Origin of the sequence: Streptomyces arenae (assembly GCF_022343545.1) — a bacterium.
In the GTDB taxonomy this organism is placed as follows: domain Bacteria; phylum Actinomycetota; class Actinomycetes; order Streptomycetales; family Streptomycetaceae; genus Streptomyces; species Streptomyces humi.
Genome location: NZ_JAKQYH010000018.1, coordinates 324,371 through 345,710 on the forward strand (window position 1 = coordinate 324,371; position 21,340 = coordinate 345,710).

Sequence of the window (21,340 nt, forward strand, 5' to 3'; positions counted from 1 at the left end):
AACAGCCGGACAGGGTTAGAGTAACCGAACGATCGGTCGGGACAAGGGGGCCTGCCGCATCTGTGGAAAACCCCGTGCGGGAGGATCGCGCACATGACAGCACTCGACCTCAGCAGCACCGTGGGCGTCGTCGGCAGCGGCACCATGGGCCAGGGCATCGCGCAGGTCGCACTCGTCGCGGGCCATCCCGTCCGGCTGTACGACACCGTCCCCGGGCGGGCCGCCGAGGCGGCCGCGGCGATCGGCGCCCGCCTCGACCGGCTCGTCGAGCGGGACCGGATGACGGCCGGTGACCGGGACGCGGCCCGCGCCCGGCTGCTGCCCGCCGAGCGGCTCACCGAGTTCGCCGACTGCGCCCTGGTCGTGGAGGCCGTGCTGGAGCGGCTGGAGGCCAAGCAGGAGCTGTTCCGGGACCTGGAGGACATCGTCGCCGACGACTGTCTGCTCGCCACCAACACCTCCTCGCTGTCGGTGACGGCGATCGGCGGCGGCCTGCGCAGCGCCTCCCGTCTGGTGGGCCTGCACTTCTTCAACCCGGCCCCGCTGCTGCCGCTGGTCGAGGTGGTCTCCGGGTTCGCCACCGACGTCACGTCGGCCACGCGCGCGTACGAGACCGCCCGTTCCTGGGGCAAGACGCCGGTCGCCTGCGCGGACACCCCCGGCTTCATCGTCAACCGGATCGCCCGGCCCTTCTACGCCGAGGCGTTCGCGGTCTACGAGGCGCAGGCCGCCGACCCGGCCACCATCGACGCGGTGCTGCGCGAGAGCGGCGGCTTCCGGATGGGCGCCTTCGAACTCACCGACCTGATCGGCCAGGACGTCAACGAGTCCGTCACGCACTCCGTGTGGCAGGCCTTCTTCCAGGACGTCCGCTTCACGCCCTCGCTGGCCCAGCGCCGGCTCGTGGAGTCCGGCCGGCTCGGCCGCAAGACGGGGCACGGCTGGTACGACTACGAGGACGGCGCGGAACGCCCCGAACCGCACACCGCAGAACCGGCCGAGCCACCCGCGTACGTCGTCGCCGAGGGCACCCTGGGCCCGGCCGCCGAACTGCTCGCGATGATCCGCGAGACCGGCATCCAGGTCCGCGAGGAGGACGAGGACCACGGCACCCGCCTGGTGCTGCCCAGCGGCGGCCAGCTGGTCCTCGCCGACGGCCAGACCTCGGTGGAGTTCCGGGACGTCGTCTACTTCGACCTCGCCCTGGACTACCGCCGCGCCACCCGGATCGCCCTGTCCGCCGGGCACGACACGCTGCCCCGGACGCTCACCGAGGCCGTGGGCCTCTTCCAGGCGCTCGGCAAGCAGGTCAGTGTCATCGGAGACGTCCCCGGCATGATCGTGGCCCGCACGGTCGCCCGGATCGTCGACCTCGCGCACGACGCCGTCGCCAAGGGAGTCGCCACCGAGGAGGACATCGACACCGCGATGCGCCTGGGCGTCAACTACCCGCTCGGCCCCTTCGAGTGGAGCCGCCGCCTGGGCCGCGACTTCGCCTACGACCTCCTCGACGACCTGCACCTGCGCGACCCGAGCGGCCGCTACGCGCCCTCCCTCGCGCTCTACCGGCACGCCTACGCCACCGAGAAGCGGGAGGGCGCCTCATGACCACCGCCAAGCGCGACACCTACACCCCCGAGACGCTGCTCTCGGTGGCCGTCCAGGTGTTCAACGAGCGCGGCTACGACGGCACCTCTATGGAGCACCTCTCCAAGGCGGCCGGCATCTCCAAGTCCTCGATCTACCACCACGTCTCCGGCAAGGAGGAACTGCTGCGCCGCGCGGTCAGCCGGGCCCTGGACGGCCTGTTCGCGATCCTCGACGAGGAGGCCGCGCGCGTGGGCGGTGCCGCCGACCGCCTGGAGCACGTCGTGCGCCGCATGGTCGAGGTGCTGATCACCGAACTGCCTTACGTGACGCTGCTGCTGCGGGTGCGGGGCAACACCGGCACCGAGCGGTGGGCGCTGGAGCGGCGCCGGGACTTCGACCACCGGGTGGCCGACCTGCTGAAGGCGGCCGCCGCCGAGGGCGACGTGCGCGGCGACATCGAGGTGCGGCTGGCGACCCGGCTGGTCTTCGGCATGGTCAACTCGATCGTGGAGTGGTACCGGCCGGACGGGCACGGCGCGAGCGAGCGCGAGGTCGCCGACGCGGTCGTGCGGCTGGCCTTCACGGGTCTGCGCGCCCACTGACGGCACCCCCGGCCGCCGGCGGGGGTCAGCCGTTGTCCAGGTCCAGGTCCTCCTCCTCGAACACCAGCAGCGTGCGGGTGCTGAGCACCTCGGGGATGGCCTGGAGCCGGGTCAGGACCAGCTCGCGCAAGGCCCGGTTGTCGGGCGTGTGCACCAGGAGCAGCACGTCGAAGTCCCCGCCCACCAGGGCGATGTGGGAGGCGCCGGGCAGCTGCCGCAACCGCTCGCGTACCGTGCGCCAGCTGTTCTGGACGATCTTCAGCGTGATGTACGCCGAGGTGCCCTGACCGGCCCGCTCGTGGTCCACCCGGGCGCCGAAACCACGGATCACCCCGTCCTCGACGAGACGGTTGATACGCGCGTAGGCGTTGGCGCGCGAGACGTGGACGCGTTCGGCGACCGCCCGTATCGAGGCGCGGCCGTCCGCCTGGAGGATCCCCAGGATGTCCTGGTCGATGGCGTCCAGCGGCCGGGCGGGCGGCAGCGCGGCACGGTCCTGCGGGCCTTCGGCCATTTGTTCAGGTGCCATGTCCCCCCGCCTCCCTGCCATGGACGTACTGCGTTCATTCCAGGTTGTGGAGAACCGTTTGTCCACAGCCTCGGGGTGCCTGTAGCCAAAATGTGTCGGCGACCGAACAATCGGTAGGTGGGACGGGTCACAGCCGATCCGTCCCCCGTACCCCCACGAGGAGGTGCCGTCATGACGGTCATGGAGCAGCGCGACGCCTACCGTCCGTCGCCGCCGCCCGCCTGGCAGCCCCGGACGGACCCCGCGCCGCTGCTGCCCGACGAGCGCCCGTACCGCGTCCTGGGCACGGCGGCGGCCGCCAAGGCCGACCCGGAGCTGCTGCGCCGGCTGTACACCCAGCTCGTCCGCGGCCGCCGCTACAACGCACAGGCCACCGCTCTCACCAAACAGGGCCGGCTCGCCGTCTACCCCTCCAGCACCGGCCAGGAGGCCTGCGAGGTCGCCGCCGCGCTCGCCCTCCAGGAGCGCGACTGGCTCTTCCCCAGCTACCGCGACACCCTCGCCGTGGTCGCCCGGGGCGTGGACCCGGTCGAGGCGCTCACCCTGCTGCGCGGCGACTGGCACACCGGCTACGACCCCGGCGCCCACCGCGTGGCCCCGCTCTCCACCCCGCTCGCCACCCAGCTCCCGCACGCCGTCGGCCTGGCCCACGCGGCCCGCCTCAAGGGTGACGACGTGGTGGCGCTCGCCATGGTCGGCGACGGCGGCACCAGCGAGGGCGACTTCCACGAGGCGCTGAACTTCGCCGCCGTCTGGCAGGCGCCGGTTGTCTTCCTGGTCCAGAACAACGGCTTCGCCATCTCCGTGCCGCTCGCCAAGCAGACCGCCGCGCCCTCCCTGGCCCACAAGGCCGTCGGCTACGGCATGCCGGGCCGCCTGGTCGACGGCAACGACGCGGCCGCCGTGCACGAGGTCCTCTCCGACGCCGTGCGGCACGCGCGCGAGGGCGGCGGCCCCACCCTGGTCGAGGCGGTCACCTACCGGATCGACGCCCACACCAACGCCGACGACGCCACCCGCTACCGCGGCGACTCCGAGGTCGACGCCTGGCGCGACCACGACCCGATCCTGCTCCTGGAGCGCGAGCTGACCGACCGCGGACTGCTCGACGAGGACTTCACGCGCCGGGCGCGCGAGGACGCCGAGACCATGGCCGCCGACCTGCGCGAGCGCATGAACCGCGACCCGGAACTCGACCCCATGGACCTCTTCGACCACGTCTACGCCGAGACCACCACGCAGCTGCGCGAGCAGCGCGCGCTGCTGCGGGCCGAGCTGGAGGCTGAGCAGGACGGCCACCCGGAAGGCGACCCGCGATGACGACCGTCGCCGTCAAGCCCGCCACCATGGCCCAGGCCCTCACCCGCGCGCTGCGCGACGCGCTCGCCGCCGACCCGTCCGTGCACGTCATGGGCGAGGACGTCGGCACCCTCGGCGGGGTCTTCCGGGTCACCGACGGGCTCGCCAAGGAGTTCGGCGAGACCCGCTGCACCGACACCCCCCTCGCCGAGGCCGGCATTCTCGGCACCGCCGTCGGCATGGCCATGTACGGGCTGCGCCCGGTCGTGGAGATGCAGTTCGACGCCTTCGCCTACCCGGCGTTCGAGCAACTGATCAGCCACGTCTCCCGGATGCGCAACCGCACCCGGGGCCGGATGCCCCTCCCGATCACCGTCCGCATCCCCTACGGCGGCGGCATCGGCGGCGTCGAGCACCACAGCGACTCCTCCGAGGCCTACTACATGGCCACCCCCGGCCTGCACGTCGTCACCCCGGCCACCGTCGCCGACGCCTACGGCCTCCTCCGGCAGGCCATCGCCTCCGACGACCCGGTCGTCTTCCTCGAACCCAAGCGGCTGTACTGGTCCAAGGACTCCTGGAACCCCGAGCACCCGGCGGACGTTGAACCCATCGGCCGCGCGGTGGTGCGCCGAACCGGGCGCAGCGCCACACTCATCACCTACGGCCCGTCCGTACCGGTCTGCCTCGAAGCCGCCGAGGCCGCCCAGGCGGAGGGCTGGGACCTGGAAGTCGTCGACCTGCGCTCCCTTGTGCCGTTCGACGACGAGACGGTGTGCGCCTCCGTACGGCGCACCGGGCGCGCGGTCGTCGTGCACGAGTCGGGCGGGTTCGGCGGCCCGGGCGGAGAGATCGCGGCACGCGTGACCGAGCGCTGCTTCCACCACCTGGAGGCGCCGGTACTGCGCGTGGCCGGGTTCGACATCCCGTATCCGCCGCCGATGCTGGAGCGTCACCACCTGCCCGGTGTGGACCGCATCCTGGACGCGGTGGCGCGTCTGCAATGGGAGGCCGAGGGCTGATGGCACAGGTGCTGGAGTTCAAACTGCCCGACCTCGGGGAGGGGCTCACCGAGGCGGTGATCGTCACCTGGCTGGTCCAGGTCGGCGAGGTCGTCGCGATCGACCAGCCGGTCGTCGAGGTCGAGACGGCCAAGGCGATGGTCGAGGTGCCCTGCCCCTACGGCGGTGTGGTCACCGCACGCTTCGGCGAGGAGGGCACCGAACTGCCCGTCGGGTCCCCGCTGCTGACGGTCGCCGTCGGCGAACCCGCCACGGTCCCCGAGGCGGAGGGCTCCGGCAACGTCCTGGTGGGCTACGGCACGGGCACACCCCCGGCCCGCCGCCGGCGGGTGCGCGCCGCCGTCCCCGAGCGGGCCGACGGCACGGCCGACGCACGTGTGCCCGCACCACCGGCCCAGGCCGCCCGGACCCCGGCGGTCGAGACCCAGGTCACCCAGAGCCCGGCCGCCGAGATCCAGGCCGTCCAGGCCCCGGCCGCCCAGACCCTGCTCGCCGAGGCTCCCGTCGCCGAGGGGCCCGTGCCGGTGATCTCTCCGCTGGTCCGCCGTCTCGCCCGGGAGAACGGTCTGGATCTGCGCCGGCTGTCCGGATCGGGTCCCGACGGACTCATCCTGCGCGCCGACGTCGAGGACGCCCTGCGGGTCAACGCGGCCCGCGCCGCCGTCAAGGCCGCACCGCCGAAGCCCGCGGGCACCCGCACGCCCCTCAAGGGCATCCGGGGCGCGGTCGCCGACAAGCTCTCCCGCAGCCGCCGGGAAATCCCCGACGCGACCTGCTGGGTGGACGCCGACGCGACCGAGCTGATGCGCGCGCGGACCGCGATGAACGCGGCCGCCGGTCCGAAGATCTCCCTACTCGCGCTGCTCGCCCGGATCTGCACGGCGGCCCTGGCCCGCCACCCGGAGCTGAACTCCTACGTCGACACCGATGCCCGCGAGATCGTCCGACTCGACCACGTCCACCTGGGCTTCGCCGCCCAGACGGACCGCGGCCTGGTCGTGCCGGTGGTCCGGGACGCCCACACCCGCGACGCCGAGTCCCTGACGGCCGAGTTCGCCCGCCTCACCGAGTCCGCGCACGCCGGCACCCTGACACCGGGGGAACTCACCGGCGGCACCTTCACGTTGAACAACTACGGCGTCTTCGGCGTCGACGGCTCGACCCCGATCATCAACCACCCGGAGGCGGCGATGCTGGGCGTGGGCCGCATCGTCCCCAAACCGTGGGTGCACGAGGGCGAGTTGGCGGTCCGCCAGGTGGTCCAGCTGTCCCTCACCTTCGACCACCGGGTCTGCGACGGCGGCACGGCAGGAGGGTTCCTGCGCCACGTGGCCGACTGCGTGGAGAACCCGGCGGTACTTCTCAGAACGCTCTAGGCCCGCCCACTCAGGGGCACGGGGAACCCACCGCCTGTTCCCCGTGATCAGAACGCACCCCATACTCGAAAGGTGACCGCCACCGACCCACCCCTCTACGACGCGATCGTGCTGGCCGGCGGCGCCGCCCGGCGCCTCGGTGGAGCTGACAAACCCGCCGTCCGGGTGGGCGGCCGCCCGCTGCTCGACCGGGTCCTCGCGGCCTGCGCCGGCGCCGAACAGACCGTCGTCGTGGCGGACCCCCGCCCCACCTCCCGCCCGGTCCGCTGGACCCGCGAGGACCCCCCGGGCGGCGGCCCGGTCGCCGCCCTCGGCGCCGGTCTGCGCCACAGCACCGCCGCCTACGCGGTCGTACTCTCGGCCGACCTCCCGTTCCTCGAAGAGGCCACGGTGGGGCGGCTGTTGTCGGTCCTCACCGAATCCGGAGCCGACGCCGCACTGCTCACCGACGCCGACGGCAGGGACCAGCCCCTGGTGGCGGCCTACCGCACGGCCGCGCTGCGGCAGGCCCTCTCGGCTCTCGTCACGGGCGACCAGGGCCTCACCGGCCTCCCCCTGCGGCGCCTCACCGCCGAGCTGAACCTCACCCGCGTCCCGGACCCCCTCGCGTCCTTCGACTGCGACACCTGGGACGACATCGCCGACGCCAGGGCACGTATCAGGGAGCATGGTCACGTGTTGGATGAATGGATCTCCGCAGTCAAGGACGAGCTGGGCATCGACCTGGACGTCGACTTCCGCCTGCTGCTCGACGTGGCCCGGGACGCCGCGCACGGGGTGGCCCGCCCGGCCGCCCCGCTGACCACGTTCCTGGTCGGCTACGCGGCCGCCCAGGGCAAGGGCGGCCCAGAGGCGGTCGCCGAGGCCGCCCACAAGGCCGCCGCGCTGGCGCTGCGCTGGGCGGAGGAGACGAAGGCCACGGACGACCCGGCCGCCGGCGCCCCGGGTTCCGAACCCCCCGCCTCCGGGCCCGGCCGGTGACCGCCCCAGGCGTCCGGACCGGCGCGCCCGCCGGGGACACCGACGACGAACTCGACGTCGAGGAGGCGCTCGCCCTCGTGAGAGAGCCCCGAGAGCCCAGAGAGTCCGGGGAGTCCAGGGACCCTCGGGACTCCCGAGGTCCCCGAGGGGACGCGGCCCCCGCTCCCCACGGCGAGCACCCGCACGACCGGCCCGCCCACGGCGACCCCTCGGCCCACCGCCACCGCGCCACCCCCTGGCCCCAGGCCCGCGAGATCGCCGCCCGCGCCGCCCGGGCCGGCGCCCGCCGCGCTCCCCTCTCCGTCCCGCTGGCCGACGCCCTCGGCCTGGCCCTGGCCGCCCCGCTGGACGCACTGACCGACCTGCCCTCCTTCGACACCTCCGCGATGGACGGCTGGGCGGTGGCCGGCCCCGGCCCCTGGGACGTCCGGGAGGAAGGGGTGCTCGCCGGACACGCCCAGCCGGAGCCGCTCACCGACGGCGAGGCGGTCCGTATCGCCACCGGTGCCCGGGTCCCGGCGGACACCACAGCGGTGCTGCGCAGCGAGCACGGCCGTACCGACGCCCAGGGCCGGCTGCACGCCACCCGCGAGACCGTGCACGGCCAGGACATCCGCCCGCGCGGCCAGGAGTGCCGGAGCGGCGACCAGCTGCTGCCCGTCGGCACCCTGGTCACCCCGGCCGTCCTCGGTCTCGCCGCGGCGGCCGGCTACGACACCGTCACCGTCGTCCCCCGCCCCCGCGCCGACGTCCTGATCCTGGGCGACGAGTTGCTCACCGAGGGGCTGCCGAGCGAAGGCCACATCCGGGACGCGCTCGGCCCGATGCTGCCGCCCTGGCTGCGCGCCCTCGGCGCCGAGGTCACCGCCGTGCGCCGGCTCGGCGACGACGCCAGGGCCCTGCGCAAGGCGATCGCCTCCTCGACGGCCGACCTGATCGTCACCACCGGCGGCACCGCCTCCGGCCCGGTCGACCACGTCCACCCCACCCTGGAACGCCTCGGGGCCGAACTCCTCGTGGACGGCGTCAAGGTGCGCCCGGGCCACCCGATGCTGCTCGCCCGCACCAAGGAGGGCCAGCACCTCGTCGGCCTGCCCGGCAACCCCCTGGCCGCCGTCTCCGGCCTGCTCACCCTCGCCGAACCGCTGCTGCGCACCCTCGCCGCCCACCCGGCGCCCGAGCCGTACGCGCTGTCACTGGCGGAAACGGCGCACGGGCACCCGTACGACACCCGGCTCATCCCGGTCGTGCTGCGCGGGGACACCGCGATCCCCCTGCACTACAACGGCCCGGCCATGCTGCGTGGGGTCGCCGTGGCCGACGCGCTCGCGGTCGTACCGCCGGGCGGGGCGCAGCGGGGTGCGGAGACGGAGCTTCTGGACCTGCCGTGGGCGGCCGCGGGCATCGGGGTGTGTTTCACGTGAAACTTCCCGGCCATGACGCCATCGCCCGCCAGGCGGACGAACATCTGGTGCCCCATCGGGTGAAGCTGCCGAGGAAGGTGGTGGAGCGCCCGATCCGCCAGGTCACCAAGCGGCTGCTCATGGCGCTGCTGGTGCTCGTCGCCACCGCGTTGATCGTCTACGCCGACCGTGACGGCTACAACGACACCTCGGACAGCTCGATCGACCTGCTCGACGCCTTCTACTACGCGACCGTCACCCTCTCCACGACCGGCTACGGCGACATCACCCCGGTCAGCGACGGCGCCCGGCTCATCAACATCTTCGTCATCACGCCCCTGCGCGTGCTGTTCCTGATCATCCTGGTCGGCACCACGCTGGAAGTCCTCACCGAACGCACCCGGGAGGAGTGGCGGCAGAACCGCTGGAGGTCCACCTTGCGCGATCACACCGTCGTCGTCGGCTTCGGCACGAAGGGACGCTCGGCGATCCAGACCGTCTGCGCGACCGGGCTGAAGGCCGAACAGGTCGTGGTGGTCGACCCCAGCTCCAAGGTGATCGACGCGGCCACCGCCGACGGATACGCGGGGGTCATCGGGGACGCGACCCGCAGCGAGGTGCTGAAGCGCGCCGAGGTGCAGCGGGCCCGGCAGATCATCATCGCCACCCAGCGCGACGACACCGCGGTCCTGGTCACCCTGACCGCGCGGCAGCTCAACAAGGGCGCGAAGATCGTGGCGGCGGTCCGTGAGGAGGAGAACGCGCCGCTGCTCAAGCAGTCCGGCGCCGACGCCGTCATCACCAGCGCCAGCGCGGCCGGCCGGCTGCTGGGCCTCTCCGTGCTCAGCCCCGCCGCCGGCATGGTCATAGAGGACCTCATCCAGCAGGGCAGCGGCCTGGACCTGGTGGAGCGCCCGGCGGTCAAGTCCGAGGTCGGCAGGACCCCGCGCGAGACGGCCGACCTGGTGGTGAGCGTCCTGCGCGGACACCGGGTGCTCGGTTACGACGACCCGTCCGTCGGGACCATCCAGTCGACCGACCGCCTGATCACCATCGTCCGTGCCTCCCCGGGCGCCCGGGTCGCACCGGACATACGGCCGCTGCCCCGCGCCTGACCGGGCGAGCGGCCGGTCCTGCCACCGTCGAGGCCGGACCGGGTGGGGAGTAGCGTCGCCGGCATGCATGCGATCACGATTCCCGAACCCGGAGGACCCGAGGCGCTGGTGTGGGCCGAGGTCCCCGACCCGGTGCCCGGCGATGGCGAAGTGCTGGTCGAGGTGGCGGCCAGCGCCGTCAACCGCGCCGACATCATGCAACGACAGGGTTACTACCCGCCGCCACCGGGCGCGTCCGTGTATCCCGGTCTCGAGTGCTCAGGGCGGATCACCGCGATCGGCGCCGGAGTCTCCGGCTGGTCGGTCGGCGACGAGGTGTGCGCGCTGCTCGCGGGCGGCGGCTACGCAGAGCAGGTCGCCGTACCGGCCGGGCAGCTGCTGCCGGTCCCCGACGGGGTGGACCTCCGGCAGGCCGCCGCGCTGCCCGAGGTGGCCTGCACGGTCTGGTCGAACGTCTTCATGATCTCCCACCTGCGCCCCGGCGAGACGCTGCTCGTGCACGGCGGTTCCAGCGGCATCGGCACCATGGCGATCCAGCTGGGCAAGGCGGTCGGCGCCAAGGTCGCGGTCACCGCGGGCACCAAGGAGAAGCTGGACTTCTGCGCCGAACTCGGTGCGGACATCCTCGTCAACTACCGCGAGCAGGACTTCGTCGAAGAGGTGAAGGCGGCCACCGACGGCGCCGGCGCCGACGTCATCCTCGACAACATGGGCGCCAAGTACCTGGACCGGAACGTACAGGCCCTCGCGGTCAACGGACGGCTCGCGATCATCGGTATGCAGGGTGGCGTCAAGGGCGAGCTGAACATCGGCGCGCTGCTCGGCAAGCGGGCCGCGATCAGCGCGACCTCGCTGCGTGCCCGCCCGCTCGCCGAGAAGGCGGCGATCGTCGCGGCGGTACGGGAGCACGTGTGGCCGTTGATCCCCCAGGGCCATGTCCGTGCGATCGTCGACCAGGAGCTGCCGATGGCCGAGGCCGCGCAGGCACACCGGGTGGTGGAGGCCAGCACGCACATCGGGAAGGTCCTGCTGACCGTCGGCTAGCGGGCTCCCGCGGGCCCGGTGGCCGGTCCGCCGGACTGGGCCTAGCTCCGCCGCACCCGCAGTCCTATGAAGGCGAGGCCGAGTCCGAGGCCGACCAGGACCAGGCCGCTGCCGAGCGGCAGGATGTCCAGCACGGGCTCGGTGCCGTCGTCCTGGCCGGGGGCGATGGCCTGGTGGACGGGCGGCGGCTGCGGGGAGGCCGGGCCCAGGACGGCGTCCCGGGGCGGCTGCGCGGCGGTGGCGGACGGGTTTCCGGCGTCGCTCCCCGCGGGCTCCGTGGCCGTCGCCCCGTCCGGGTCGTCGGCCTGGCCGTCGTCCGGTACGGCCTCTGGGTCGTCGGCCTGGTCGTCGTCCGGTACGGCGTCCTGGTCGTCGTCACCCTCCACCGCCACCGCCGGTCCCTGGGGCCGCCCCGGTCGCAGCCGGCCCTCACCGGCCACGGTTCCGGCCAGGGACGGCTCGGGGGAGGCCGGGGAGCCGGTGGAGTCCGAGGGCTTGGGCCCGGGCTCGTGGGCGGTGGCCGTGCCGCAGGGCAGCAGGACCGTCGCGAGCACGAGCAGCAGGCGGGCCGGCGTGAGCCGTATACCGCCGAGGGTGGTTCGCGGCCTTGGAGTCACGTCGGTGACCTCCTGGAGCACAGTCGTCGTCGGGGCCGACGCTCCTCAGATTCACATGTACGGGCAGACCCGGCATTTCTGGTTCGGCCGATGGGTCTACGGCCGGTCCTGGGCCCCGTGAGAACGGTGGATCAGCCCCGATGGGGGGCACCACGGTGGTGAGGTGTCCGGGTGCGAGAGAATGACGGCATGGAGATGCCGAGGAACGAACGGTCGCCCGAGAACCCCCAGATCCTGGTCGTGGGCCAGGACGGAATGGCTCTCGGCGGCGGCAACGGGGACGAGGACTCCCGCGAGATCCCGGTGACGGAGATGGTGGAGCAGCCCGCCAAGGTCATGCGGATCGGCAGCATGATCAAGCAGCTGCTGGAGGAGGTGCGCGCGGCTCCCCTCGACGAGGCCAGCCGGGTCCGGCTCAAGGAGATCCACGCCAGCTCCGTGAAGGAGCTGGAGGACGGGCTGGCGCCGGAGCTGGTGGAGGAACTGGAGCGGCTCTCGCTGCCGTTCACCGACAACTCGACCCCCTCCGACGCGGAACTGCGGATCGCGCAGGCCCAGTTGGTGGGTTGGCTGGAGGGGCTCTTCCACGGTATCCAGACCACCCTGTTCGCCCAGCAGATGGCCGCCCGCGCCCAGTTGGAGCAGATGCGCCGCGCGCTGCCGCCGGGTGTCGGTCACGAGGGCGAGGAGCACGGCCAGGCCGGCCGCACCGGCGGGCCGTACCTCTAGAGCTGGACCTCTGGAGCTGGACCTCTGGAGTTGGACCTCTGGAGTTGGACCTCTGGAGCAGGCCTCTGGAGCAGGACCTCGAGCAGGCGAAAGGGCCCGGCGCGCGACCGCCGGGCCCTTCTTATGTCCTCGTGCGTTTCCTACGCCCTCGTGCCCCTCTTGTGTCCTCGTGCCTCAGCCGGTGGCCGGGTTGCCCGTGGACACCTTGAGCTCGATGGTCGGCACGTCCTTCGGGTCGACGTCCGTGCCGGAGGACGGGAACTGGTCCATGATCGTGCCGTCGCCGTACGTGTTCTCGTCCACCGGGGTGACCTTCATCTTCCAGCCCGCGGCCTGGAAGCACGCCTTGACCGACTTGATGTACTTGAACTTGAAGTCCGGGACCCGCACCTTCTTGGGGTCGTTGTAGGACTCCTCGGGTTCGGTGCACTCGGTCGTCTCGACCGTCCTCGAGGTGTCGGGCCCGCGATAGCCGGAGGCATGCGAGGCCGTGGCGCTCGCGGTACCGCCACCGCTGCCGCCGGTGTCGTCCGTGCCGCCGTCGCCGTTGTTGTTCAGCGTCAGGGCCACGACCAGGCCGATCACCGCGATCAGCGAGACCGCGATCGACCCGATGACCACCGGCCGGTTGCCCTTCCCGCCGCCAGCGCCCCCCGCACCGGTGGAGACCGTCTGCGGGGTCATGTTGTACGGCGGGGTCGACGGCGTCGGCCGGCCGTACCCGGCCGGGGCCGGGTAGCCCGCCTGCTGCGGATAGCCGTAGGCGGGTGACGGGGCCGGTGCCGGGGTGCCGTACGGATTCGGGGCGGGCGCCGGCTGGTACGGCGTCTGCACCGGCCCGGGAGGCGCCGGGGTGGCCTGGTCGACCGGCGGGAACACCGCGGAGCCGACCCCGGAGCCGCTCTGGGTCCGCGGGACGCCCGGCACGATGCTGGGCGCGGCCGGCTGGAGCGAGGCGGCCACCCGCAGGCACTCGTCGCGCATGGACTCGGCGGTCGGGAAGCGCTCGTTCGGGTTCTTCTTCAGGGCGCGGGCGATCAGCGCGTCCACGGCCGGGGGCAGCGAACTGTTGATCGAGGAGGCGGCGGCCGGCTCCTCCTGGACATGCGCGTAGGCGATCGCCAGCGGCGAGTCCGCGTCGAACGGCAGCCGCCCGGTGACCAGCTGGAACAGCATGATGCCGACCGAGTACAGGTCGGAGCGGGCGTCCACCCCCCGGCCGAGGGCCTGCTCCGGGGAGAGGTACTGCGGGGTGCCGACGACCATGCCGGTCTGGGTCATCGAGGTGACCCCGGACTGCATGGCACGGGCGATGCCGAAGTCCATCACCTTGACGACCCCGCGCTTGGTCATCATCACGTTGCCCGGCTTGATGTCGCGGTGGACCAGCCCCATCTCGTGGCTGATCTCCAGCGCGGCCAGCACGTCGGCGGTGATCTTCAGCGCCTTGTCGGCGGGCATCGCGCCGTGCCGCCGTACGTCCTCGTCGAGCACCGAGCCGAGCGGGCGGCCTTCCACGTACTCCATGACGATGTACGGCATCGTGGCGCCGTCGAGCGCGTCCTCGCCGGTGTCGAAGACGGAGACGATGTTGGTGTGCGTGAGCTTGGCCACTGCCTGGGCCTCGCGGCGGAAACGCTCGCGGAAGGCCTGCTCCCGGCCGAGTTCGGTGTGCAGGGTCTTGATCGCGACCTGCCGGTCCAGGACCGAGTCGTACGCCAGGTGCACGGAGGCCATGCCGCCCTCGCCGAGCAGGTCGCGCAGCTGGTAGCGGCCGCCGGCCAGAGCCAGCCCCGTGTAACGGCCATGTGTGCCGTCCTGGCTCATCTTCCCCGTCCCCCGCCCGGCAACTCAGGCACCCTTGTTGATCGAATGTCTCATTCCCGCCCAAGTCTGCCCGAGGGCACTGACACGTCAAGCGCGGTGCCCGTTCCGTGACCGTACGCGAAAGAAGAGCCGCGGAAGCGTTACAGCGGGCGTACGCCCGGTACACAGAATTTGCACGACGGCGAGTGGTAGGGGTTTGATGACCGGTCCGTCCACGGGCCGGATCCCGGACCTGCGGGTTGCGCGGAGGCTGTAGCGTGGCCGACGGAGACCGTGACAACACCGCGCGCACCGCGGGCAGAAACGACGGCGAGGACCGATGGCACAGACGCACAGCGCCCAGGGCCCGTCCGACCCCGAGGCGACTGGCGGCGGTATGTCAGACGCGCCGGAGATGTGGGGCAACCAGGGCCTGGTCGGCGACGGCCGGTACCGGCTGACCCATCGTCTCGGCCGGGGCGGCATGGCCGAGGTGTTCGCCGCCGAGGACGTACGGCTCGGCCGCACCGTGGCGGTCAAGCTGCTCCGGGCCGACCTGGCGGAGGACCCGGTCTCCAAGGCCCGCTTCACGCGCGAGGCACAGTCGGTCGCCGGCCTCAACCACCATGCCATCGTGGCGGTGTACGACTCCGGCGAGGACGTCGTCGGCGGCCAGTCGGTGCCGTACATCGTGATGGAGCTGGTCGAGGGCCACACCATCCGTGACCTGCTGATCAACGCCGAGGCGCCGGGCCCCGAGCAGGCCCTCACCATCGTCTCCGGGGTGCTGGACGCGCTGGCCTACTCGCACCAGCACGGCATCGTGCACCGCGACATCAAGCCGGCCAACGTCATCATCACGCAGACCGGTTCCGTCAAGGTGATGGACTTCGGCATCGCCCGTGCCCTGCACGGCGCGTCCACGACGATGACGCAGACCGGCATGGTCATGGGCACGCCCCAGTACCTGTCGCCGGAGCAGGCACTCGGCAAGGCCGTCGACCACCGCTCCGACCTGTACGCCACCGGCTGCCTGCTGTACGAACTCCTCGCGCTGCGGCCGCCGTTCATCGGCGAGACCCCGCTGTCGGTGGTCTACCAGCACGTCCAGGACATCCCGGTGCCGCCGTCCCAGACCTCCGAGGGCGCGGCCCCGCCGGAACTGGACGGCCTGGTCATGCGCTCGCTCGCCAAGGAGCCCGACGACCGTTTCCAGACCGCCGAGGAGATGCGCGGCCTGGTCCAGTACGGCATCCAGATGCTGTACGACCAGGGCGGCCACACCGGCACCTGGAACACCGGCCCGGTCGCCCTGCACGACGGCCGGCACACCCCGGCGGCGGGGTTCGCGGGTACGACCGTGATGGCGCATCCGACCGCCTCCGGGACCACGCAGATCCCGCAGCCGATCCTGCCGTCCGGCTACGGCGGCGGGGACGAGGGCGGATTCGAGGGCAACGGCAACAAGGGCAGCGGGCGCGGCAAGCTGTGGATCCTGGCCGTCCTCGCGGTGATCGCCATCGCGGCGGGCGTCGCGCTGGCGCTGAACAAGGGCGGTGGCGGCGACGGCGGCGGGTCGGGGGCGTCGGAGTCCCCGTCCGTCTCGCAGAGCACCAAGGACGAGACGCCCAGCTCCAGCCCCTCCGACGAGGCCAGCAACACGGCCACGGAGACGGAGACCGGCACGAGCGGTTCGGGCAGCGGCAACAACAACCACTACACGCCGTCGCCGACCCCGACGTACAGCCAGTCCCAGGAGCAGAGCAGCGAGCCGAGCGACGAGCCGAGCGACACGGCGAGCGCCTCGCAGCCCACCGACACGGAGAGCTCGCCGGACACCCAGCCCTCCGACACGACGGGCACGGGCGACGACGGCGGGGACGTCGGCAACACGATCTCGGGCGTGGGCGGCGGTTGAAGGACACCCACCCCCTTCGGTCACTGAGAGAAGGTGCCCTCCGGCGATCCGGGGGGCACCTTCTCGTGCGACCGGCCGGCGTCACGCCACGAACGCGTCGCACACCGCGTCGTACTCCCTGGTCCACCACACGGCGAGGGCCGAGGCGGCCGGGAACTGCGGATCCGCGCGGGTGTCGCCGCGCTCGTAGTGCCAGCGCAGCATCCAGAAGTCGTTGAGCCGCTCCCACCACACCCGGTGCACGGCCGCCGCCAGTTCCGAGGGCGTGGCGCCGGCCGCGCGCCGGTACGCGCGCGCGTACGCGCGCACCTTGCGCAGGTCCAGCGCGCCCGCCGGGCGGACGAAGAAGATCACGGCGGCGCGTACCGCCTCCTCCGCGCGGGGCTGCACCCCGAGCCGGTCCCAGTCGACGATCGCGGCGGGGGCGTCGTCGTCCTTGTAGAGCAGGTTGAACGGGTGGAAGTCCCCGTGCACCCAGCCCACCGAACCGCCGCGCGGCGGGCGCCGGCCGGCGTGCTGTTCCAGGAGCGCCCGGCGTTCCAGGAGCCGGTGGCGGGCGAGTTCGTCGAAGGCGTCGGCGGGGCGGTGGCGGCTGACCTGGGTGAGCAGGTCGTCGATGAGCGCGAAGGTGTCGGCGGGGTCGGCGCTCTCCACGGGATGAGGGCTGGTGGCGGGGCGGGTGCGCCCCTTCGGCGGCATCACACGCTCCAGACAGGCGTGCACGGCGCCCAGGAGCGCGCCGAGCCGCACGCACTCCCCGCGCGTGAGCTGTCCGCCGTGCCGGTGCCTGCCGTCGATCCAGGGGTGCAGCGCGTAGGCGTGCCCGCCGACCACCGCGACCGTACGGCCCTCGCGGTGGGCCAGCGGCGGGGCGACCGGGACGCCGAGGGCGGCGAGGCGCTGGGTGGCCAGATGACGGCGCTCGATGGCTGCCGGGTCGGCGGTGTCCGGGTCGAAGTGGTGCTTGAGGAAGTAGCGGCCGTGGGTGGTGCGGAGGCGGTAGCCGCGGTTGAGCAGGCCCTGTTCGACGGGCTCGCAGGCGAGCGCGGAACCGGCGGCGTACAGCCGGAGCAGGGCGCCCAGAGGGGGCGCGTGGGGCACGAGGGGTGGTACGGATAAGCGCGGCACGCGGGAGATGCTAGGGCACGTATTCCGCCCGTGACCTGGGGATTGTTGCACACAGTCGTCGATGGTCGCTTTCGGTCACAGCAGGGCTCGTGACGAACTCGGGTGCGACGGATTCGCGCTCGGGAGCGCCGACGCGGCCGAGCCGGTTACTCACCGGGACTCTTCCCGTCACCTGGTCCTGCGGGATAACGTGCCGTTGCTCCGGCGTCCTGCAAGGCTCTGACCAGCTAGCTTCCGGCCCGCGTCGATCTACTAGGAAACCCAAGCAAAAAGTACTTGGATTTCCAAGCAAAAACGCAGGTCAGGAGGGGTTTCACAGAAATGTGGAGCACTGGGTAACGTGCATGTTGCAGGGCGCTCGCCGGGGCACCTGTCACGCCTGTTCCCGGCCGAGTGGCACACACCCCGTGCCACGGGTGTCGGAAGCAGGTGAGCCGCACTGGTTCACCCGGCAACCCCGGGGGCCGGACCGACGGAGGAGCACACGTGAGCGTGGACAGCAGTGCCGCGGGCACACCGCGACGCAGCGCCGCAGGCAAGGCCGGTACCACCGGCAGCAAGACCGGCACCAAGCGCACCACCAGCCGCACCACCACTCGCACCACGGCGAAGAAGAGCACCGATCCCGAGCTCGTACAGCTGCTGACCCCCGAGGGCAAGCGGGTCAGGAACGCCGAGTACGACGCCTACGTCGCCGGGATCACCCCCGACGAACTGCGCGGCCTGTACCGCGACATGGTGCTCACCCGCCGATTCGACGCCGAGGCCACCGCCCTCCAGCGCCAGGGCGAACTGGGCCTGTGGGCCTCCCTGCTCGGCCAGGAGGCCGCCCAGATCGGCTCCGGGCGCGCCACCCGCGAGGACGACTACGTCTTCCCGACCTACCGCGAGCACGGCGTCGCCTGGTGCCGCGGGGTCGACCCGACCAACCTGCTGGGCATGTTCCGCGGCGTCAACCACGGCGGCTGGGACCCCAACAGCAACAACTTCCACCTGTACACGATCGTCATCGGCTCCCAGACGCTGCACGCCACCGGCTACGCGATGGGCGTCGCCAAGGACGGCGCGGACAGCGCGGTGATCGCCTACTTCGGCGACGGCGCGTCCAGCCAGGGCGACGTCGCCGAATCGTTCACCTTCTCCGCGGTCTACAACGCCCCGGTGGTGTTCTTCTGCCAGAACAACCAGTGGGCGATCTCCGAGCCGACCGAGAAGCAGACCCGCGTCCCGCTCTACCAGCGTGCCCAGGGCTTCGGCTTCCCCGGCGTCCGCGTCGACGGCAACGACGTGCTGGCCTGCCTCGCCGTCACCAAGTGGGCGCTGGAGCGGGCCCGCAGCGGCGAGGGCCCGACGCTCGTCGAGGCGTACACCTACCGGATGGGTGCCCACACCACCTCCGACGACCCGACCAAGTACCGGGCCGACGAGGAGCGCGAGGCCTGGGAGGCGAAGGACCCGATCCTGCGCCTGCGCCGGTACCTGGAGGCCGCAAACCACGCGGACGAGGGATTCTTCGCGGAACTCGAGACCGAGTCCGAGGCGTTGGGCAGGCGAGTGCGCGAAGCGGTACGGGCCATGCCGGACCCGGACAACTTCGCCATCTTCGAGAACGTGTACGCGGACGGGCATGCGCTCGTCGACGAGGAACGAGCCCAGTTCGCCGCCTACCAGGCGTCGTTCGCGGACGTCGAGGGGGTCTGATCATGGCGGAGAAGATGGCTCTGGCCAAGGCGATCAACGAGTCGCTGCGCCGCGCCCTGGAAACGGACCCGAAGGTCCTCGTCATGGGCGAGGACGTCGGCAAGCTCGGTGGCGTCTTCCGTGTCACCGACGGCCTTCAGAAGGACTTCGGCGAGAGCCGTGTCATCGACACCCCGCTCGCCGAGTCCGGCATCGTGGGCACCGCGATCGGCCTCGCCCTGCGCGGCTACCGCCCGGTGGTGGAGATCCAGTTCGACGGCTTCGTCTTCCCGGCCTACGACCAGATCGTCACCCAGCTCGCGAAGATGCACGCCCGCTCGCTGGGCAAGGTCAAGATGCCGGTCGTCGTCCGGATCCCCTACGGCGGTGGCATCGGCGCGGTCGAGCACCACTCCGAGTCCCCCGAGGCGCTGTTCGCGCACGTGGCCGGCCTGAAGATCGTCTCCCCGGCCAACTCCTCGGACGCCTACTGGATGATGCAGCAGGCCATCCAGAGCGACGACCCGGTGATCTTCTTCGAGCCCAAGCGCCGCTACTGGGACAAGGGCGAGGTCGACACGGAGGCCATCCCCGGCCCGCTGCACAAGGCCCGTGTGGTCCGCGAGGGCACCGACCTGACGCTCGCCGCCTACGGCCCGATGGTGAAGCTCTGCCAGGAGGTCGCCGACGCGGCCGCCGAGGAGGGCAAGTCCCTGGAGATCCTGGACCTCAGGTCCGTCTCCCCGCTGGACTTCGACGCCATCCAGGCCTCGGTCGAGAAGACCCGCCGGCTCGTCGTGGTCCACGAGGCACCGGTGTTCTTCGGCTCCGGCGCGGAGATCGCCGCCCGCATCACCGAGCGCTGCTTCTACCACCTGGAGGCCCCGGTGCTCCGGGTCGGCGGCTACCACGCGCCGTACCCGCCGGCCCGCCTGGAGGAGGAGTACCTACCGGGCCTGGACCGGGTGCTCGACACCGTCGACCGTGCCCTGGCGTACTGAGGAGAGGGTCGTGACGACGATGACGGAAGCGTCCGTACGCGAGTTCAAGATGCCGGACGTGGGCGAGGGGCTCACCGAGGCCGAGATCCTCAAGTGGTACGTCCAGCCCGGTGACACGGTCACCGACGGCCAGGTGGTGTGCGAGGTCGAGACCGCCAAGGCGGCCGTCGAACTGCCCATCCCCTACGACGGGGTGGTGCGCGAGCTGCGCTTCGCCGAGGGCACCACGGTGGACGTGGGCACCGCGATCATCGCGGTCGACGTGGCGGGCGGCGCCCCCGTCGAGGCCGCGGCAGAGGAACCCGCCGCCGTGGAGCCGGAGCCGGAGCGGAAGCCGGAGGGCCGCCAGCCGGTCCTCGTCGGCTACGGCGTCGCCGCTTCCTCCACGAAGCGCCGCCCGCGCAAGGGCCCGGAGCCGACGGCCGCCGAGGCCGCGGTCCAGGCGGCGGTCCAGAGCGAACTGAACGGGCACACCCACGAGCCCGCCGCCGCCCTCGTCCCGCAGGAGCGCCCGCGGCCGCTGGCCAAGCCGCCGGTGCGCAAGCTGGCGAAGGACCTCGGGGTGGACCTGGCCACGGTGACCCCGTCGGGTCCGGACGGCGTCATCACCCGCGAGGACGTGCACGCGGCGGTGGCGGCCGTTCCCACGGAAGCCCCTCAGCAGGCGGCCGTCCCGGCGGCCCCCGTCGCTCCCGCGGCCCCCGTCGCCTCCTACGACACCGGTCGTGAGACCCGCGTCCCCATCAAGGGTGTCCGCAAGGCCACGGCGGCGGCGATGGTCGGCTCGGCGTTCACGGCGCCGCACGTCACGGAGTTCGTGACGGTGGACGTGACGCGCACGATGAAGCTGGTCGAGGAGCTGAAGCAGGACAAGGAGATGCAGGGCCTGCGGGTCAACCCGCTGCTCCTCATCGCCAAGGCCCTGCTGGTCGCCGTCAAGCGCAACCCGGACATCAACGCGTCCTGGGACGAGGCGAACCAGGAGATCGTGCTCAAGCACTACGTCAACCTGGGCATCGCCGCGGCCACCCCGCGCGGGCTGATCGTCCCGAACATCAAGGACGCCCACGCGAAGACGCTGCCGCAGCTGGCCGAGTCGCTGGGCGAACTGGTCACGACCGCGCGGGACGGCAAGACGTCGCCGGCCGCGATGCAGGGCGGCACGGTCACCATCACCAACGTCGGCGTCTTCGGCATCGACACGGGCACCCCGATCCTCAACCCGGGCGAGGCGGCGATCCTCGCCGTCGGCGCGATCAAGCTCCAGCCGTGGGTCCACAAGGGCAAGGTGAAGCCCCGTCAGGTCACCACCCTGGCGCTCAGCTTCGACCACCGGCTGGTGGACGGAGAGCTCGGCTCGAAGGTCCTGGCAGACATCGCGGCCATCCTGGAGCAGCCGAAGCGGTTGATCACGTGGGGCTGAGAGCCGGCGAGAAGTGAAAGAAGGGCGAGACCGTGACTGAAGGTCACGGTCTCGCCCTTTCGCCCGCCGCACGGGTT

General features: G+C 72.2%; 18 protein-coding genes. 14 read left to right on the forward strand and 4 right to left on the reverse strand.

Annotated elements, in window-relative coordinates:
* Window positions 1-93 precede the first annotated feature (93 nt).
* Together MB828_RS10705 and MB828_RS10710 are read left to right on the forward strand one after the other, a co-directional pair.
* The gene (locus MB828_RS10705) at window positions 94-1,608 is read left to right on the forward strand and encodes a 3-hydroxyacyl-CoA dehydrogenase (protein WP_046727657.1); all 1,515 of its coding nucleotides are present in this window, start codon (window positions 94-96) and stop codon (window positions 1,606-1,608) included.
* Window positions 1,605-2,192: a TetR/AcrR family transcriptional regulator gene (locus MB828_RS10710; protein WP_301647943.1), complete on the forward strand. Its 588-nt coding sequence runs from the start codon at window positions 1,605-1,607 to the stop codon at window positions 2,190-2,192. The genes MB828_RS10705 and MB828_RS10710 overlap by 4 nt, the downstream gene beginning before the upstream one ends.
* A gap of 25 nt (window positions 2,193-2,217) precedes the next feature.
* On the opposite strand, the gene MB828_RS10715 is transcribed toward MB828_RS10710, so the two are convergent.
* Window positions 2,218-2,706: an Lrp/AsnC family transcriptional regulator gene (locus MB828_RS10715; protein WP_133023953.1), complete on the reverse strand. Its 489-nt coding sequence runs from the start codon at window positions 2,704-2,706 to the stop codon at window positions 2,218-2,220.
* A gap of 186 nt (window positions 2,707-2,892) precedes the next feature.
* Between MB828_RS10715 and pdhA (MB828_RS10720) the strand changes: the two genes are divergently transcribed.
* From pdhA (MB828_RS10720) to MB828_RS10750, 7 genes are all read left to right on the forward strand, one after another.
* Window positions 2,893-4,041: a pyruvate dehydrogenase (acetyl-transferring) E1 component subunit alpha gene (gene pdhA / locus MB828_RS10720; RefSeq protein ID WP_301647944.1), complete on the forward strand. Its 1,149-nt coding sequence runs from the start codon at window positions 2,893-2,895 to the stop codon at window positions 4,039-4,041.
* On the forward strand, window positions 4,038-5,042 hold the full coding sequence (locus MB828_RS10725) for an alpha-ketoacid dehydrogenase subunit beta (protein WP_133023654.1): 1,005 nt from the start codon (window positions 4,038-4,040) through the stop codon (window positions 5,040-5,042). Before pdhA (MB828_RS10720) ends, MB828_RS10725 begins: the two co-directional genes overlap by 4 nt.
* Window positions 5,042-6,418 (forward strand): dihydrolipoamide acetyltransferase family protein, encoded by a 1,377-nt coding sequence (locus tag MB828_RS10730; RefSeq protein ID WP_301647945.1) that lies wholly within the window; start codon window positions 5,042-5,044, stop codon window positions 6,416-6,418. The genes MB828_RS10725 and MB828_RS10730 overlap by 1 nt, the downstream gene beginning before the upstream one ends.
* Window positions 6,419-6,490: 72 nt before the next feature.
* Complete coding sequence (locus MB828_RS10735; protein ID WP_301647946.1) at window positions 6,491-7,399, forward strand: NTP transferase domain-containing protein; 909 nt, start codon at window positions 6,491-6,493, stop codon at window positions 7,397-7,399.
* Window positions 7,396-8,823, forward strand: coding sequence for a molybdopterin molybdotransferase MoeA (locus MB828_RS10740; protein ID WP_301647947.1), 1,428 nt, complete (start codon window positions 7,396-7,398; stop codon window positions 8,821-8,823). Before MB828_RS10735 ends, MB828_RS10740 begins: the two co-directional genes overlap by 4 nt.
* Window positions 8,820-9,917, forward strand: a complete 1,098-nt coding sequence (locus tag MB828_RS10745; RefSeq protein WP_301647948.1) for a potassium channel family protein — start codon at window positions 8,820-8,822, stop codon at window positions 9,915-9,917. The genes MB828_RS10740 and MB828_RS10745 overlap by 4 nt, the downstream gene beginning before the upstream one ends.
* A gap of 63 nt (window positions 9,918-9,980) precedes the next feature.
* Window positions 9,981-10,961 (forward strand): NAD(P)H-quinone oxidoreductase, encoded by a 981-nt coding sequence (locus tag MB828_RS10750; RefSeq protein ID WP_301647949.1) that lies wholly within the window; start codon window positions 9,981-9,983, stop codon window positions 10,959-10,961.
* 41 nt (window positions 10,962-11,002) lie between these two features.
* On the opposite strand, the gene MB828_RS10755 is transcribed toward MB828_RS10750, so the two are convergent.
* Entirely contained in the window at window positions 11,003-11,578 is a 576-nt protein-coding gene (locus tag MB828_RS10755; RefSeq protein ID WP_301647950.1) for a hypothetical protein, read from the reverse strand.
* A 189-nt stretch (window positions 11,579-11,767) separates the two neighbouring features.
* Between MB828_RS10755 and MB828_RS10760 the strand changes: the two genes are divergently transcribed.
* Window positions 11,768-12,307: a bacterial proteasome activator family protein gene (locus MB828_RS10760; RefSeq protein ID WP_133023647.1), complete on the forward strand. Its 540-nt coding sequence runs from the start codon at window positions 11,768-11,770 to the stop codon at window positions 12,305-12,307.
* Between the two features lie 174 nt (window positions 12,308-12,481).
* Here MB828_RS10760 and MB828_RS10765 read toward each other — a convergent pair whose 3' ends face one another.
* Entirely contained in the window at window positions 12,482-14,134 is a 1,653-nt protein-coding gene (locus tag MB828_RS10765) for a protein kinase domain-containing protein (protein WP_301647951.1), read from the reverse strand.
* A 319-nt stretch (window positions 14,135-14,453) separates the two neighbouring features.
* Between MB828_RS10765 and MB828_RS10770 the strand changes: the two genes are divergently transcribed.
* Window positions 14,454-16,031 carry a protein kinase domain-containing protein gene (locus tag MB828_RS10770; RefSeq protein WP_133023645.1) on the forward strand — a complete coding sequence of 526 codons (1,578 nt, stop codon included), beginning with the start codon at window positions 14,454-14,456 and terminating at the stop codon, window positions 16,029-16,031.
* An 81-nt stretch (window positions 16,032-16,112) separates the two neighbouring features.
* Here MB828_RS10770 and MB828_RS10775 read toward each other — a convergent pair whose 3' ends face one another.
* Window positions 16,113-17,159 carry a phosphotransferase gene (locus MB828_RS10775; RefSeq protein ID WP_301647952.1) on the reverse strand — a complete coding sequence of 349 codons (1,047 nt, stop codon included), beginning with the start codon at window positions 17,157-17,159 and terminating at the stop codon, window positions 16,113-16,115.
* Between the two features lie 486 nt (window positions 17,160-17,645).
* Between MB828_RS10775 and pdhA (MB828_RS10780) the strand changes: the two genes are divergently transcribed.
* The 3 genes from pdhA (MB828_RS10780) to MB828_RS10790 are packed head-to-tail and all read left to right on the forward strand — an operon-like array spanning window position 17,646 to window position 21,263.
* Window positions 17,646-18,860 carry a pyruvate dehydrogenase (acetyl-transferring) E1 component subunit alpha gene (gene pdhA / locus MB828_RS10780; protein WP_133023644.1) on the forward strand — a complete coding sequence of 405 codons (1,215 nt, stop codon included), beginning with the start codon at window positions 17,646-17,648 and terminating at the stop codon, window positions 18,858-18,860.
* A 2-nt stretch (window positions 18,861-18,862) separates the two neighbouring features.
* Complete coding sequence (locus tag MB828_RS10785; RefSeq protein ID WP_133023643.1) at window positions 18,863-19,840, forward strand: alpha-ketoacid dehydrogenase subunit beta; 978 nt, start codon at window positions 18,863-18,865, stop codon at window positions 19,838-19,840.
* Between the two features lie 10 nt (window positions 19,841-19,850).
* The gene (locus tag MB828_RS10790; RefSeq protein ID WP_301647953.1) at window positions 19,851-21,263 is read left to right on the forward strand and encodes a dihydrolipoamide acetyltransferase family protein; all 1,413 of its coding nucleotides are present in this window, start codon (window positions 19,851-19,853) and stop codon (window positions 21,261-21,263) included.
* The last annotated feature ends 77 nt before the right edge of the window (window positions 21,264-21,340 follow it).

Excerpts from the sequence above, each read along its gene's own strand:
- MB828_RS10705 (WP_046727657.1), top strand. The coding sequence starts at position 94 with ATGACAGCACTCGACCTCAGCAGCACCGTGGGCGTCGTCGGCAGCGGC.
- MB828_RS10710 (WP_301647943.1), top strand. The coding sequence starts at position 1,605 with ATGACCACCGCCAAGCGCGACACCTACACCCCCGAGACGCTGCTCTCG.
- MB828_RS10715 (WP_133023953.1), bottom strand. The coding sequence starts at position 2,706 with ATGGCCGAAGGCCCGCAGGACCGTGCCGCGCTGCCGCCCGCCCGGCCG.
- pdhA (WP_301647944.1), top strand. The coding sequence starts at position 2,893 with ATGACGGTCATGGAGCAGCGCGACGCCTACCGTCCGTCGCCGCCGCCC.
- MB828_RS10725 (WP_133023654.1), top strand. The coding sequence starts at position 4,038 with ATGACGACCGTCGCCGTCAAGCCCGCCACCATGGCCCAGGCCCTCACC.
- MB828_RS10730 (WP_301647945.1), top strand. The coding sequence starts at position 5,042 with ATGGCACAGGTGCTGGAGTTCAAACTGCCCGACCTCGGGGAGGGGCTC.
- MB828_RS10750 (WP_301647949.1), top strand. The coding sequence starts at position 9,981 with ATGCATGCGATCACGATTCCCGAACCCGGAGGACCCGAGGCGCTGGTG.
- MB828_RS10760 (WP_133023647.1), top strand. The coding sequence starts at position 11,768 with ATGGAGATGCCGAGGAACGAACGGTCGCCCGAGAACCCCCAGATCCTG.
- MB828_RS10765 (WP_301647951.1), bottom strand. The coding sequence starts at position 14,134 with ATGAGCCAGGACGGCACACATGGCCGTTACACGGGGCTGGCTCTGGCC.
- MB828_RS10770 (WP_133023645.1), top strand. The coding sequence starts at position 14,454 with ATGGCACAGACGCACAGCGCCCAGGGCCCGTCCGACCCCGAGGCGACT.
- MB828_RS10785 (WP_133023643.1), top strand. The coding sequence starts at position 18,863 with ATGGCGGAGAAGATGGCTCTGGCCAAGGCGATCAACGAGTCGCTGCGC.